Genomic DNA, 16,035 nt, shown 5'->3' with positions numbered 1-16,035 from the left:
TTAAGGGAATGGATGCGGAAATGGATTAACATCTCTCTCATCAATAGGCTGATGTACCCGTCCTGCCATAATAGGACCTTGGATGATTCGCTCCATGTTCAAACGGCGATACTGATGTCCAAATGTCATCGTTAACATGCCGGGAACAAATACTTTTACACATCGAAGATCAAATGATTTGATAAAATCACCCGAAATATCAACTGCATATACATCATCATATTGCTCCAATAAACGATCTATCAGCTCATTTAAATCAGCTGTTAAATCAGCATGTTTAAAATGATCTGTTGTATACCATTCTGGATATAGTTCATTTAATGTTTTCTTTTGTGTACTATTCAATAAAAAATCAAGCCGCTCCAGTGCTTTAGGGTGTGAATAGAGCAATACATGATCCTGAAATTCAGTCGCTTTATCTCCATCCGAAAAGATCATATTCTTCCTTTCAACCAAATGCTCTTCCCCAAACACTTTATTGTACACAGGCACTGACGAAACGACTTCAATAAATGCACTCATTAGAGCTTTTTCGGGATTAAAATGACACCCTGCAGCTGAATACGTCTTAACAACTGCATCTTCATTTTCATTTACCATAAAAGCCCACACAGAAGGAATGCCCAGCTCCATCGTCGTATCATAAAATCTCACTCTATAGCCATCTGCTTCTATAAGTCCATGTAAAATTTGAAAGTCTTCATCTAACCCGCTAATGTCTATTTCAGTAAGATCTAATCGGTTATACCAGGAAACTAGAAAATTATCTCTCTCAATTACTTCAAACAACCCGTAAAGGACCGCCTCTTCAATCGTTGATCCTAAGGCACACCCATTCGATGTTTCATACACAAAACGCTTCGGTTTATCTCTTACTAATTCATCCTTATAAAACACCATTTGCTCTGGCATCAGAACAGACTTCTTTTTCTTAAATGAGTATCCCCATACCCAGTGGAACTTTAAATCCTCAGAATAATCGTGTAGCCTGAAGTATTCATTTTTTAACACATCATCATGCAATGTAAGTTCATGAGGATTTATAGCATATTCCTTTACTTCATTATAAGAAGCATAAATTCGACTGAAGGACTTTCGGTTTACTACATTTGAATATCGCTCTAATGCCTCTAAATAGGCGGATAACTCTGAGCTTTGAAAATCAAAGGTCCGCCCAAATGCTCCTTCATTTGCACCTTGTTCAATATAATTTTCAGTTCCCACCATCGGAACATATTTAGACTCTACTTCAAAGTAACTATGCATCGTTTTACCTGTTTTTAAATCGACCATTCTTTTCTTAAATACCTTTGGATCAAAATCTTCCCGTAATCGATATTTATCTTTCGAAGGCTTTAAACGGCTTTTTAAGTGAATGGCTCCAAGTTCCTCGGAATCGTCTGGCAGATGAAAACATGAATCACAATATTCATTTTTATTTATTTGATGCTCTTGAATACTTTTCTTGTCATCATTAATGACAACGATTTTATTTATGATCTCTTTTGGGTTCTGGAGAAAAATTTGCAGCCAAGAGATCAGTTCCTGACATACAAAGGTGATGAATTCCTTTCTCCAGATTAAATGCTTTTCACCAAGAAAATCTGCACTATAGTTATAATTGCGATATAAAACCATTAACTCTTCTGGCTGGTTTACAGACAAGCGTTCATACAAACAATCGATACAGCTGCTATTTTCGGTATAAAAAGGACCAATTGTTGCTGTTTCAAATAATAAATTTGCCCGAAGGTAGCTAATCTCATGCTCCTGACAGTACTTTACAGCTTCTTTTTCAAAATCATAGTCAAAAAAGTCATATAGCCCGATCAAAATACTATTGGGATTAACATCCTTTACATCTTTCACAACATGAAGATCGTTTAGCATTCTATACTGATAGAGAAACTCGTTTTGCAGTACAGACTCCCGGTCTAATATAAAAAGCTGCACTTCTATTCACCTCCCGCTTCCCCACTAGCATTTTGAAAGCTCCCCAGCTTTATTTTCAAACATTTAAGATTTGCTTCTTCAAGATAATGGTTATATTTCCAAGGTGATAGATGAATCGTTAAGTTGTTCGTCCTCAGGAAATTTTCTGTCTCTGTTCCTACATCCTCGGAATGATCAGGAACGATGAATTCGGCCACAGTATTTTTTATAATGGCACCGTGCTTAAAATGGAGTCTCTGATTATCTTCCTTGATGCTCATTTTGTTCTGAATATGTTTTGCATAATATTGCTGTATACCGTTATTCAATAACCTATTTATGTTCACATCATAATCGGTCAGCAGAACATACCCATTTACAGCAATCTGTATACAATAAAAATTTGTACCTTGTAAATGTTCCAGTACGATTTGAACATCATCCTGTGCCGCAGCATGATTTTTATGAACATTAAGAATCATATTTAATATTTCTGAATCCAGTTCCTGTTCATTTAACTTAGTATGAACACTCTCTATTTGAGCCGGGAAGTGATTTTCATAATAATGAAAGATTAAAGGAATAACTCCCTTCCTATATAACTCTTCTGCATTGGAGCAGCATAGCCAATGACAATGATCGCCGTCAGGTTCAGCTTCACTTAACATTTTGCTCATCCCCTCTTTAAATACATGGAACAATGCATGGAGAGGATGAGTATCACTGTATAAATGAGAGACTTCTTTGTGCTCCTTTATGTATGTAAATTGTGCAATATTAAACGGCACCTGCTTTAAATCACCATATCCAAAGTCCCCGAAAAGATAGGGAGTTTGCTTTATAAAATTCTTTAATCCTTTTATAGGTTCATGTAAAAATTTGTTCTCTTTAAAATGAAGCAGTTCTTCTTGATTCTCCATTTCGTCCACACTGACAAGATCATCTACTATATTTACCGGAGTAAATCGATGAGAATCATCATCACTCACAGTAAATACATGCAATTTCGATTGATCAATATGCCCTAATAAACAATAGTGTATGGAGTTTTTTAAATTCATAGAATGGATCAGCTGAATATTACCGCTTCTTATCTGCAAATCTTTACTCAAAATAAAACTTATAATTGATTGTTTCATTCCAATAAAGATATATGGAACACTTTCTATTGGCAGCACCACTATTAGAAGGCTGGCTCCATCCGTTTTATGGATAGCCTCTAACGCATTCTCATGATCTGATGCCTGTTCCAATATATTGATATATTCATAATCAGCAGGCTGCTTCGGCGAGTCTGTTCCCTTAGCACTTAGAAACTTATTCATGATAAGATTTATTTGATCATGCTCCAGATTAGCGATATCCCTTCGTGAAAGTATCATCTTATTCATATCTGGAAACACCTTATTTAAAGCAGTGACGGCTTTTGCATCACTTATCTGAAATCTTTTGTTTTTTGTTTTAATATCTATTTTGTCACTATGACCTGTTAACCAAATATCCCCCTTAATAAGCTGAGTCATTATCTCTCGCCTCCTACCCTTTCCCACTTCCGATATTTTGGTAAATATCATCACCTTCGTATGAATCGCCTCTAAGTTTCTTTAAGTCCTGCCATGAGAAATCATAATGATTTTGTGCATTCTCACTTATAAGCTTACAGAGCTTATTTTTTTGTAATGGTGATATATTCAAAAATGGAAACACTTGATACAAAAAGTTAACGAGCAGCCGATATGTTAAAAATCCTTTTGACTGAGAGAAAGATCTAAATGCATCATCTTTTACAAATTCATCATGAAATTGACTTATCTCCTTAGAACTATTTAAAAATGATGCGATATCATGATAATCCTCTAACTTCACCTCGTTAGAATCTAAAGCGATTTTAATTCTCTCCTTCAGTTCATTTACCATTTCTTTCCAACCATTCAAAACATGGAAATCTTCAAGATTATCATCTGGTAATCCTGATTCAACATTCTTTACAAAAGAAGAAAACTCTTCAGTTATAAACTGATCCATTATGGCTGATCGATCATTTATCTTTTGCAAAATAGCGTCTTTTTTAACTGCATCCACATTTTGAAGCTGAACTAAGAAGCCTTCATAATGTGACTTAAAGGATAAATATCCGTACTTTGTTCCTTTATATGTTTCATCTCCAAATGAAATTTCATATTGATCTGCAGCTATGATCATAAACTTAAAACACAGCAATTCTCTCTGCTCATTATTAAACTTTGATAGTTCACTGTAGTTTGAAATAAAGAATGCTGTTTTCATTATTTCAATTTGTTTATATAGATCAAGTGCATAAACAGAATGAATATGAGATAAATCACTTGTACTTTGTTCAATTGTATGATTTTTCTTCAATGGCAGATACTCACCGCTGTATCGTTCTGCTATTGCCAGACGTTCTGAAATATGCCCATATTTCTCATAATGCTCGTCTGTGTATGTATCTTCATAGCTTGAAAGTTTTTTTCGTATTAACTCTTCCATTCTGCTATTCACACGTTCTGGATGTTCTTCAATTGGAACCTGATAATAAAGCTGAAAGTGAGGTCCGTGAACCCAGCTTTTTAACAGGATGCATTGATTTAACAGGGTATTTTCATTATGAAGAATTTCCAGTAACTCATAAAAAAACTTCCTTAAATTGGGCGATTCATAAATATAGATTCTAAATAGCTGAAATTCTTTTTCTTTCATCAATTAACTCCTTTTGATGTATATTCAACTAAATATTCTTCAACAAATTCATTCTCTTTGTCTTTAAAATCCGGAAATACTTCCGTTAACAGAAAATAGGGTGACCCTTCAATTTCCTTTTTAAATAAATTCCATAACAGCGGACTAGTAAAATCAATATATTGCGGTTTTTCAAATGCTCCATCGGCATTTTCTTCGTTCTCACCTGATTCATCAGCTTGTCCGATCTTTTTGCGCAGAAATACTCTATGAGGAATTTGATAATGGTCAATTAATTTAATAAAATTGAGATAGTTTTCCATATCATCATCGGAGTGGTTTACTATTACATTTGTATTTACAAGCCAGCTTTTTCTGCTTAAAACCGTGCTTTCTTCGAGGGTAATTCTCGGAAAAGTCTTAACTGTAAAACTTCCATCAGTATTTATCAGAAAATCATCTAATAGAATTGATCCAACATCCCTAAACAAAACTCCATTTGCAGAAAAAGCATGCAGCATCGCACTTATAGACGGAATGAGCCTAGTCATTAATGAACCCAGGAATAAAATATTGACTTGCTGCCCTTTTGCAAAAATATCCACTTTCTTTGTTTTCTGGTTGTATTGAATCTCAAGGTCTTTCCAGCTGAAAATGCCTGCAAATCCTTCCACGTCAGAAACCCTGCTATTTGGCACATCAATGCTATATTCGGTGATTTTTGGCCTAACATTTGCATTAAAGCCATAAGATTTATAAATGTCGATTATATTCCTGGAATGAACATTCTTTTTAACATATTGAGATACTTGAGGAAAATCTAAAATTCCCTCCATGTTATAAAAGAATCTTAAAAAGTATGAAAGATAGCCGCCATACATATTATTAATGACAATTTGTCCTTTTTGGCCTTCTTCCTGGATAAAAAAGCTATTGGACTGTACATAGTCACTTAAATCCGCAGAGATGCCTTCCAGTAATTCTTGAATAAATCCATTCGAAATATTAATACCTTCCTGATCCTCTTCTATTGCATGCTTTTTTAAATATTGAATAAAACGATTTTTTGCATGATCCAGTTCATTGATTTCTTCAATGTCAGAACTAGGAACAGTCTCAGTAAATTGGCTGCCCCATATTTCTCCGGCATGCTCTAATATGGCATTTAGCAGTTCCTCAATGACATCCTCCTGCCCATTGCTTTTGAGAGAAACCCGCATATCACCATATTTTTCAAAAACACATTTGCCCAATATATACTGCAGTCTTAAGACAGCATCGAATAGGACAGTAAGATGCTGAAAGGTTACTAATTGGTGATCCCGTTCTGCCCACTCTTCCTGATTTAAGTACTGTTTTTCCTCAGATAAAAAGTCCTGATAGATCAGTAATTTTTCATCCAGCGGCGGCATTTGCAATTCTGCTGAAATGTCTTTAAATAACTGATTTACTTTCTGGTAGCTGATGTAGCTTTGTTTTACATCTAACTGGTCAAACGTCTCTAATTCATTTTTTATTTGGGATAGCGCCTGATACACTTTAAACAGTGTTTCATCTTCCTCTATGACTTCTAACTCAACTATCTGTTTTAGAAAGTCAGCTAAAACGTGATTGCTTTGTTCCTTTAACATTCTTGCAGGCTGTATAAAATCATTGCTTGCTAGTTTCGTAATATATTGCAGAGTTTGCTGTTTATTAATCCCTAATTCAGCAAAGACACTTTCCAGCTCTCCATACGAAACTATTTCCTGATTTTTCAATCTTTCATGAATAGAACCCATTAAAGGATTATATTTAATCTTAATTAAGGTATCTGCTGTTCGATATATTTTCTTCCTTTTTTGCGGATAATCAGCCAATGTGGTCCAATAAAAATGATTCTCCAATACCGTTAAGGTCTCATTAAAACGAAATGATAATTTCTTTATGACACTTGGCCTTAAGAGCACTCTTTCAAATAAGCGCAGCATATAGGTAATATTTAAATTGGTTACCGTATACTGCCGTCCTTCTGAAATTTCTTTATACATGGGTGAACGATCACTGAACTCACCTAAACCAACTTTTGTGAGGGTACTAAAAGGGCTGGTTTTCAGAGTGGCGCGTGTTAATAGTTTTATAAGGGTATAATCGAGTTTTCTTTGTTTTACGCCATGTTTTTCAACCGGCAGATCAAAGTAGCTTCTTGCTTTTTCCATGATGGTCGGCTGAATAAATTTAAGTGTGTTCATTAATGTGTATTCTTTGGAAAATGCCTCATATAGCGCAGAGCGTTCTGCTTGTTTCTTGTCCTCGAAATACTCTCTTATTTCTTCAAGTAAAGAATGGCAGAACTCATATTCTTGCTGTATAGCTTCTGCTTGATCATATAGGCTGGTTTGTAAAAGAACTTCTTTATTTTTATGAATGTTATTAATAAAACGAGGTCTTAAATTGTAGATATCCCTTTTTAAATTAATTAGCTTTTTACGCTCTTGATTATCGTGAACTTCCTTTATTACAACTTCAATATTCTTAATAAAGTGATCAATATAACCTTTTAATTTATTCTGAGATTCCTGGTGGATTTGAATCTTGCGGTATAATTCTGGGGAGCTAAATTTCTGTATATAGCGAATCGGAATATTATTCTTTCTAACTAAAAACACTGGCAGTTTGTCAAATCTCATTTGTTCAGCTCCATGAAAGGAAGGCTGAAACAAATCAACAGTCTCTTTTCTGATCGTTTTAGTCATACTTAAAGAATTTGACAGACAGTAATGCGAATATAGCTGTCGTCACCATAATATAGATTAGATGAATCTCTTCCCAAATATCGCCGCCATTCCACGAGATTTGAAGCACTTTTACAGCATGTGTTGTTGGCAAAATATTTGCGATGCTTTGCATAAAATCAGGCATTAGCTCGACAGGGTAAGTAACACCGCCTAAGAAGATGATCACAAAGTATACAGCCATTGACAGAGTTTGGCTCGTTTTTGGGTCTGTTGTCAGGTTCCCGATAAATACGCCAATAAAATAGCACATCATAAAAGATAAGACGAGAATTAATCCAAAACTTAAAAGGTTTTTGCCTTCAAGTGTGAGTGAGTATCTAGTTGCTGCAACGGTAATTAATACGATTAATGTAAATAATGCACAGAGAAATTGCACAAAAAAATTAGCCGTAATGAACTGTATGCTTTTCACTGAGGCTAATCGCAACCTTCTAAAAAAGTAAATACTTCTCATATAGGAAAAACCAATTCCAACATTTCCTATTGCCAGAACCACAATACTCAGGAACGCAAACATGGGAAACGTGAAATCTATAGCAGCAACTTCCATCCCATAAAGTTCTAAAGTATTATTGCTTATCTCTGTTTGCATAACTAAGAAAAAGATAGGCGCAATTACTCCAAACCCTAATATTATCCATGTTCTTAATAGCTTCTTTACTTCTAATTCAAACAAGGCATTTACTGTATTCATATTTTCCTCCTCTTTTATACACTTTTCACGAAATATTCTTGTAAATTACTATAGCTGTTCCCCACAAGCTCATTTGGCGTAGAGGTGCTCTCCACAATCCCGTCACGCATCAGCACAACCTTATTGCATAATTCCTCTACCTCATCCATATAGTGACTCACCATAATAATTGTTTTCCCTTGGCTGTTAAGCATTTTTAAATATTTCCTCATCTCATGTCTGCTAATTGCATCTAATGAGGTTGTCAGCTCATCTAATATTAAAAGCTCTGGGTCATTGATTAGGCTTAGAAGAATATTTAATTTCTGCTTTTGTCCTCCCGACAATGTTTTAATATATTGCTTTTTCACTTCTGCCAAATCGAACTTTTCCAGCAGCTGATCTACTTGCTCTTTTTCAACTTTATGTATTTTTCTCCATAATTCACACATATCCTGAACCTTTAAACGGTCATCAAAGTCTCCACTTTGTGTTTGAACACCAATTTTATTGTATAATTGCCCTTCGTGAAAGCTATAAGATATTGTCCCGCTGTCTTGCTTAAGAAGTTTGCAAATAATATTAACTAGAGTCGTTTTGCCCGCTCCATTCTTTCCAATAATCGCGAGGAAGTCACCCTTCTCAACTTGAAAAGAAACACCCTTAAGAACCTCTTTTTTACCGAAACGTTTTTTAATATCTTGAATTTCTAACATCAAAATGGATTTCGCCTCCCTTATTTTTTCAATTTTTCAATATTTCTTACATTTTTGACTTTTTCATTACCAATATAACAGTATGATCTATTGGTATTAATAGGCCAAATTAACCATTTTTTCCTAATTCACAATCGATTAAGAGATCATTTTAAAGAAAATATATATTAAAATATGACTAAAGTTTACAGCTAAATAGGGCCGTTATAGAAAGTCTGCATTTCTGTAATACTAAATTTTCATCAAAGAAAAGTTATAGATTTGATTGTATTTCAAATGTTAAAAGTTCATTACATTGTTAAAGAAATTTAAAGGTGTGGCGAGCACAGATCATATCTAAGGATAAAGAAAGACTTTTTAATAGCCTTAAAAATTGATAAAAGGTCTTTGTAACTTTCTGTTATAAATACAAATATATTATTCTGAAAAGATCGATTTCCTATCGGCCATATTACTATACCTAAATAATAGTTGAATAATCCTATTTAAGAATCCCATTTAAATGTAACAGCGCTATTTGGCTGCAATGTGTAAGAAAAATACTCACTATTAAGGTTTACTTGAAATGATTGATCTTCTTTTCCAGAGTTGAACATGATTAATATAATAGAATCGTCAGGATTCTGAAAAGCAACTGATTCAAGTTCTCCTTTGCAGCTTGTCGACCCGATCCTTATTGCACCTGGCTCAACAAACTTACTTGCATGTCCAATTGCATAATACTCAACATTTTTGCTTACCTTGCCGCTGTTCTGATCGATGGTTACAGCACCTCTGCAATTGGTGCAGCCACCATTCGCCGGTCCGCCATTCACATCAAGTGCTGTATTCCACAGCATCACTGTACTTGCCCAATTTCGAGGTCCGCCAATCAGCAGATATGTCATATACCAGCTTAAGTTGCTTCCAAAATCTGTACTCCATTCCCCTCCGCTGCATTCCGTAAGATAAATGTTTTTGTCGGGGTAGGCAGCATGGACATCGGACATGCTAGAAGGATTTCCTTCATAACAGTGAAAAGCTGTTCCATCTGTAAATTTTCTTGTTTCCTCATCATGAAATAATTGACTTGCATAATCCAGCCCTTCACTCCAATTGTGATCAAACCCCAAAATTTTCGTCGAAATATTATTCTGTAAAAATGCTGGACCAAGATATTCCCTGATAAACATCGCCTGTTCCTCAGCGTTCATGCTCATGCTCGGATATGAATCTGAAGTAAATTCAGGTTCATTTTGAATGCTTATAGCCTCAATCGGAATTCCTTTATCCTGATAGGCTTTAATATATTTCACAAAATAATCGGCATAAGATTGATAAACTTTCTTATTTTCGTAATCTAAGTACCAGCCATTTAAAGTCTTCTCAGTCTTCATCCAAGCAGGTGCTGTCCATGGAGTGCCAAATATCTTTATCTGTTCATTCTTAGACACTATATCCTGCAATAGGGTTATAACATCTTCATCTTTCTCTATTGTAAAGTGATCTAAATTATAGTCATGGTCAGTTTCAATATCATTATAAGTATAACTTTCCGGGCTGCCGTCTTGATTAACAGAGAAATCAGAAGCTCCAATTGTATGTCGGATAAAACTCATATGGATGCCTTCTTCTGTAAATAAGTCTTTAAGCAGTGACTCTCTCTGATCAGAGCTCAATTTATTGTTCATTAGGTAGGCTGCAGATCCTGTAATTGCAGCTCCAAATCCCTCCATTGTTTGAAACCTTACATTTGGATCGACTTGAATGATAGGGAGATCTCGAGCAAGATCCTCTTCTAAAGGGATTGGTTCTTGATAGGTTAATAGATTTTTCTGGTCGGCTGTTGTTAACCATAATTCAACGGTTCGATTTTTTGAAGGATTCATGAAGATAATAAATACTCCTATAATTGCAATTATGCCTGCTAATAAAAAAGACTTATTCCAATAGATATGATCCCCTCCTTAAAGCTTCACTTCATTCAACTGACTCCTAATTAATTGAAAAAACCGGGGTGCATAAACACCCCAGCTTCTACTTAATGAACTTATCGAATGTGAACACTGCCAACTAATCGAATATCCTCAGAAGAGCTTCCTACATAAATAGGCACCTTTCCAGATGGCATAACCCATTGATCAGATTTTTCATCCCAATATGAGAATGCTTTTGCATCTAGAGTAATTTTCACTCTTTGCTGCTTACCTGGTTTTAGTTCAACTTTCTTAAATCCTGCTAGCTGTTTGGCAGGTGTATCTACCTTCGCTGGTAATTTTCCTGCATAAACCTGAACAACTTCTGAACCAGTTACGTCTCCAGTATTGCGGACATTCAGGTCGACCGTAATTTCAGTATCTTTATTCTTGCCTTTTGTCTTTGCCTTAGCCTTTACGTTTTTATAGTCAAACGTTGTATAGGATAGACCATGACCAAAGGCAAAAGCAGGTTTGATTCCTTCTTTTTCATATCCTTTATAGCCAGTGAATACTCCCTCAGAGTATTCAGAAATCCCCTCTACCCCAGGGAATTGAATTTCATCAGAAACTGGTGTATTTAGTTCATCTACAGGGAATGTGATCGGAAGCTTCCCTGATGGGTTGACCTCGCCAAATAACACATTAGCGATGGCATTCCCTTGTTCTTGTCCGGCAAACCAAGCTTGAACAATGGCCGGCACATCATCCTGCCAATCCATTTGAACAGCTCTTCCGCTCATTTGTACAACAATTGTATTCGGATTTGCTTCCGAAACTTTTTCAATCAGCTGCGCTTGGTTATTCGGCAAATCAAGACTATTGTTATCTACATAACCTTCACTATCGTACGTATGTGTAACGACAACTGCTACGTCTGATTTCTTTGCCAAATTCACAGCTTCTTGCATTTTTTGATCTATGGCATCTTTAGGCGGCTCCCATCCAAAGCGGATCATTGCGCCAAAATCTTGTGCATCTCCTGCTTCACCTGTGCTGTACTCAATTCGAACTTGGTGTTTTTCACCTTTCTCCAGGGAAACAGTTTTCTGATCTGTAACTAGTTTTTTACTTTCATTATCGATTAAAAGCTTACCATCAAGGTATAGTTTTCCAGTACCTAGACTGGACAGGGACAGGACATACTCTCCAGTTTCTGGTGCAGCAATAGCGCCTGTCCAGCGTGCTGACATCTCACGATTAAACTCACCTGGTGTTTTTGGAAGTTTAGGTGATTGAGCATTAAGTCCATCATAATTGTAAAAACCTAAATTAAAATTCACTTGATTGTCTGTGCGTGTAAGATACGGTTCACCTTCAAAATGAAGATTTGTCCAGTATTCACCTTTTAAACCTGATTCCTTCCCATTTCCTCCAGGACTTAAAAGAGATGAAGGAACTGCAGAAGGTCCTGGTAATATATCTCCAGCACTAATTGGATCACTGCCCGGAGCATACGTTACTTTTGTATCTTCGCCTGCGTAGTTTTTAATGCCTTCCAGCGGGCTAACTGTATAGGTTGGAATCACTAACGAACTTCCGCCCCCTGCCGCTGAAGCATTATCTGCATCTGGTCCAATAACAGCTATGGAATCCAATGCATCTTTGTCTAGCGGCAATGCATTCTTTTCATTTTTCATAAGTACCATACTTTGTTCAGCGATTTCTCGTGCAACCTCTCCATGCTCTTCAGCTGGAATTAGATTGTTTTGAACTGGCTGATCAAATAATCCTTTGCTAAACATCTCTGTCAGTACCCGGGAAACCATGTCATCAATTTGTTTTTCTGACACTTGTCCTTCTTTAACTGCCTTAAGTAGCTTTTCTTCCCAGTGTCCATTGGGAGCACCCGGTGTCTCTAGGTCCAAACCTGCGTTTGCTGATTCAGCAGTCGTATAGTTAGCACCATAATCACTCATGACAAAACCTTCAAAGCCGATTTGTTTTTTTAGAATATCAGATAGTAATGTCTCATTCTCACAAGCACTTGTACCGTTTACTTCATTAAATGAACACATTACTGAGCTTAGATCGGCCTTTTGAATAACATCTGCAAATGGACGGGCATATACTTCCTGGATCGCTCGTTCACTTGCAACCGAGTTGATTGTAAATCGTTCTGTTTCTTGGTTATTAAGCAAAAAATGTTTCGCTGTCGCCATAACAGGATAACTTTGTATTCCATTAACATAAGGTACAGCCAATTTAGATTGAAGCAGCTGATCCTCACCCAGTGATTCAAAGTTACGCTCTCCCCAAGGAAAACGGGCAATATCTAAACCAGGGCCTAACACAACATTATGTGTGGTATTAAATGCCTCATTTCCTATAAGTTCTCCGTAGGTTTTTGCTGCTTTCTCATCCCAAGTTGCAGCTAAAGCGATTGGTGCAGGCAAAGCCGTTGATTTTTTATCCTGAATATCTGGATTCGCAATACGGACACCAGCTGGTCCATCCGCCATTGTTAAAGCAGGGATCCCTAAACGCTCTAATCCTTCATTATAAAATCCATAAAAGTTATTAAGGTTTCCTGTCACAAAACTCACTTTCTCTTCTAATGTCATCTTCTCTAAAAGTAAATTCGCACGTTCTTTCGCTGATAAAGATTTGTTCATCCACGGCTGACTTGTTTCAGCAGCTAAAGCGGAGAATGGCGTAACCATCAAACTTAAGATTAATGTCAGCATGATTAGTTTAAATTTCATCTTTGGCTTTTTCTTCATGTTGCCCTCCCCTATTTTCTCATTTTGCTCTTCCGCCTATGTTTTATGTAGTGATGGTTTAAAATTAAGGTTCTATAAAATTCTTAATCTGAAACCTCAACAAATTCGGTACTATTATGCCGCCCACCTTTCAGTTATCTTTTTACATTCTTCAATCTAACGGCAGCCCCAATACACGTCAATCCTCTCTCAAAGTGCAGCACTATTGCATTCTAATTACCTAGAGTCCAGTTAGTTATTGAGTTAACAAACGCTTACACTTAGGTGTAATCGGCTTCATTATTTATGAAAATTCATTCAAATTACCCCTGTATCCTTGTAGCCTGCTTACATACCCGGACTTTTGTTAGAAGCTATGATAAATTTGTTTTTTATTTGTAATGATGTTCATATAAATGGCATACCTGATAGGGATATCTGCATGTTATTGAAAAACGTTAGAAATATAAATTGGACATTATTTGAAGAATAGTAAAATAAAAGGGGGATATTAATTTTTATCAATGATATAAAATGGCAGAGTTTCGCAGGAGAAAGAATGATGATGGACATTGCCAATCAATACAAAAATAGAGGCTATCCGATCAGCTGTTTCAACTGATAGAACGCCTCTTGTAGAAAGCTAATGGAACATTCATCATTTCGGAATATCCGAACTTTTTTTAATATAGTCAACAAACGGATCCAATCCCGCTTGGCTGAAACGTGTCTTTTTCCTTACTACATATAAATCTCGTTTAAGGTAAAAATTTTTAATCTTCACTTCTCTCAATAAGCTGTATTTTAATTCTTTTGCAATCGTTAATTTTGGCAATATGCTGATCCCGAGCCCTGCTTCAACCGAGCTTTTAATCGCTTGCAAACTGCCTAATTCAATGGAAGCCTGGATATTGACTAAAACTCCCCGTTCATGAAGATAATGCTCCACTAACCCCCTAGTGCCTGATATTGCTTCACGCCAAATCATCTTTTCCTCAGTTAATTCTTCTAAATTGATTTCAGTTCGATCTTTCCAGCGATGGTCGTACGAGGTGACTAACACTAAATCATCTTCTGAAAACTTTTCAGTCAGCAGTTCCTGATCTTCTTTATCCTTTTCCAGCATGCCTTCCACTAATGCCACATCAATCTCATTCATTTTAAGCTTCGCTAAGATATCAGGTGTGTTGCTCAAAGCCAAATGAAACTTAATATTCTCATGACTGTTCAAATATCGCTTCAGCAATTCAGGCAGGATATACTCTCCTATTGTTAAGCTGGCGCCAACATTAAGCTTAATATCCTGCTCTTCCAGCAAGTATTGGATGGCATCCTTCGATTTCTGATAATGTAAGACCATTTCTTTTGCATACGGATATAATACTTTTCCAGCTTCAGTAAGAATTAACTTATTTTCTGACCGATCAAATAAAGCCGCACCATATACGTTTTCAAGCTGGCGGATTTGTTTCGTCACAGCAGGCTGTGAAACATAACCCTTCTTAGCAGCTTGTGTGATACTTCCTTCTTCCACCACTGCACAGAACATTTTTAAATTATCAATGTTCAAATCTGATCCTCCCAAACGATTCCATTTTATTGTTTTATTATATATCAGCTCTATCCCACTTTACTGGGCAGTTAACTTATGTATAACTTCTCGTTATACCTCATTCTATAATGGAATTTTTTAAAGTAAAGGATGTTTGTTATCCTTAATCAAGGAAAGTTTTCCTGACATAAGAAAAGCTAGGGGCTGAAGGGTATGTTTATTTTATATTTTGCTATTGGTCTTATTGCTACCGTATTTGGTGCTGTTGCTGGACTTGGGGGCGGAGTGATTATCAAGCCTGTGCTTGACCTATTCGGTGACTTTGACCTGCCAACGATAGGTGTATTATCAGCCGCTACCGTATTATCAATGGCTGCTGTGTCATTGATTAAATTGAGAAATAAGGAAGTAAAAATTGATAAAGGAACAAGTTCGATCCTCGCCGCAGGATCCATTTTAGGAGGACTTGCAGGTAAAGCTATTTTTAACACGATTGCTATCTCTCTAAACGTTCCAACCATTACGGCAATTATTCAATCTTCTTTATTAGCCATATTACTTACGCTGATTCTTATTTATTTTAAAAAGAAGCACAGCTTAAAATCCTATCTGCTGAAGAATGGGTTTATCATCTTTCTTGTTGGAGGTACTCTCGGCTTTCTCTCAGCCTTTCTGGGAATTGGCGGAGGACCATTAAATGTAGCCATCTTATGCCTTCTATTTTCAATGAGCACAAAGAATGCCGGTGTTAATTCTATTTTTATCATTTTCTTTTCACAACTGTCAGCTTTATTGCTAATTGCTTTTTCAGGCGGCTTTGGAGACTACGATCTATCCATGCTTTATGTGATGATACCAGGTGGTATATTAGGCGGTTGGATCGGATCCAGCATTGTTACCAAAATCACAAATAGCCAGGTAGAAAAGATATTTAACATTGCCATTCTTATTATTATATTCATTAACTTGTATAATATTGTGAAGGTTGCATTTTTGTAGGATGGGAATAAAGAGAGGCTTCTCAATTGAGA

10 protein-coding genes are annotated in these 16,035 nt (G+C 36.2%); 1 reads left to right on the top strand and 9 read right to left on the bottom strand.

The annotated features are described in order from the left end of the window. The 9 genes from F7732_RS19915 to F7732_RS19875 form a co-directional block, all read right to left on the bottom strand. Complete coding sequence (locus tag F7732_RS19915) at positions 1 to 1,953, bottom strand: TOMM precursor leader peptide-binding protein (protein WP_151575811.1); 1,953 nt, start codon at positions 1,951 to 1,953, stop codon at positions 1 to 3. A 2-nt stretch (positions 1,954 to 1,955) separates the two neighbouring features. After that, positions 1,956 to 3,455, bottom strand: coding sequence for a hypothetical protein (locus tag F7732_RS19910; RefSeq protein WP_151575810.1), 1,500 nt, complete (start codon positions 3,453 to 3,455; stop codon positions 1,956 to 1,958). 13 nt (positions 3,456 to 3,468) lie between these two features. Continuing rightward, positions 3,469 to 4,650 (bottom strand): hypothetical protein, encoded by a 1,182-nt coding sequence (locus F7732_RS19905; RefSeq protein WP_151575809.1) that lies wholly within the window; start codon positions 4,648 to 4,650, stop codon positions 3,469 to 3,471. Next, positions 4,650 to 7,298, bottom strand: coding sequence for a lantibiotic dehydratase (locus tag F7732_RS19900; protein WP_161598914.1), 2,649 nt, complete (start codon positions 7,296 to 7,298; stop codon positions 4,650 to 4,652). The genes F7732_RS19905 and F7732_RS19900 overlap by 1 nt, the downstream gene beginning before the upstream one ends. A gap of 58 nt (positions 7,299 to 7,356) precedes the next feature. Continuing rightward, positions 7,357 to 8,100 carry an ABC transporter permease gene (locus F7732_RS19895; RefSeq protein ID WP_066450540.1) on the bottom strand — a complete coding sequence of 248 codons (744 nt, stop codon included), beginning with the start codon at positions 8,098 to 8,100 and terminating at the stop codon, positions 7,357 to 7,359. Between the two features lie 14 nt (positions 8,101 to 8,114). Continuing rightward, positions 8,115 to 8,795 carry an ABC transporter ATP-binding protein gene (locus F7732_RS19890; protein ID WP_240056699.1) on the bottom strand — a complete coding sequence of 227 codons (681 nt, stop codon included), beginning with the start codon at positions 8,793 to 8,795 and terminating at the stop codon, positions 8,115 to 8,117. A gap of 485 nt (positions 8,796 to 9,280) precedes the next feature. After that, on the bottom strand, positions 9,281 to 10,663 hold the full coding sequence (locus F7732_RS19885; protein ID WP_151575806.1) for a glycoside hydrolase family 30 protein: 1,383 nt from the start codon (positions 10,661 to 10,663) through the stop codon (positions 9,281 to 9,283). 161 nt (positions 10,664 to 10,824) lie between these two features. After that, positions 10,825 to 13,473, bottom strand: coding sequence for a beta-glucosidase H (locus tag F7732_RS19880; protein WP_151575805.1), 2,649 nt, complete (start codon positions 13,471 to 13,473; stop codon positions 10,825 to 10,827). Positions 13,474 to 14,110: 637 nt separating this feature from the next. Then, positions 14,111 to 15,022, bottom strand: a complete 912-nt coding sequence (locus F7732_RS19875) for a LysR family transcriptional regulator (RefSeq protein WP_151575804.1) — start codon at positions 15,020 to 15,022, stop codon at positions 14,111 to 14,113. A 195-nt stretch (positions 15,023 to 15,217) separates the two neighbouring features. On the opposite strand from F7732_RS19875, the gene F7732_RS19870 reads away from it, so the two are divergent. Beyond that, positions 15,218 to 16,003: a sulfite exporter TauE/SafE family protein gene (locus tag F7732_RS19870; RefSeq protein WP_151575803.1), complete on the top strand. Its 786-nt coding sequence runs from the start codon at positions 15,218 to 15,220 to the stop codon at positions 16,001 to 16,003. The last annotated feature ends 32 nt before the right edge of the window (positions 16,004 to 16,035 follow it).

It is taken from the genome of Bacillus mesophilum (assembly GCF_008923265.1).
Taxonomy (GTDB): Bacteria; Bacillota; Bacilli; order Bacillales; family Cytobacillaceae; genus Cytobacillus; species Cytobacillus mesophilum.
Note: the sequence above shows the minus strand (reverse complement) of the source record. Positions and strands in the feature narration are given on the sequence as shown.

What these genes read in the sequence shown, in the direction of transcription:
- F7732_RS19900 (WP_161598914.1), bottom strand. Translation starts at nt 7,298, where the DNA reads ATGAGATTTGACAAACTGCCAGTGTTTTTAGTTAGAAAGAATAATATT.
- F7732_RS19910 (WP_151575810.1), bottom strand. Translation starts at nt 3,455, where the DNA reads ATGACTCAGCTTATTAAGGGGGATATTTGGTTAACAGGTCATAGTGAC.
- F7732_RS19885 (WP_151575806.1), bottom strand. Translation starts at nt 10,663, where the DNA reads ATGAATCCTTCAAAAAATCGAACCGTTGAATTATGGTTAACAACAGCC.
- F7732_RS19905 (WP_151575809.1), bottom strand. Translation starts at nt 4,650, where the DNA reads ATGAAAGAAAAAGAATTTCAGCTATTTAGAATCTATATTTATGAATCG.
- F7732_RS19890 (WP_240056699.1), bottom strand. Translation starts at nt 8,795, where the DNA reads ATGTTAGAAATTCAAGATATTAAAAAACGTTTCGGTAAAAAAGAGGTT.
- F7732_RS19880 (WP_151575805.1), bottom strand. Translation starts at nt 13,473, where the DNA reads ATGAAGAAAAAGCCAAAGATGAAATTTAAACTAATCATGCTGACATTA.
- F7732_RS19895 (WP_066450540.1), bottom strand. Translation starts at nt 8,100, where the DNA reads ATGAATACAGTAAATGCCTTGTTTGAATTAGAAGTAAAGAAGCTATTA.
- F7732_RS19870 (WP_151575803.1), top strand. Translation starts at nt 15,218, where the DNA reads ATGTTTATTTTATATTTTGCTATTGGTCTTATTGCTACCGTATTTGGT.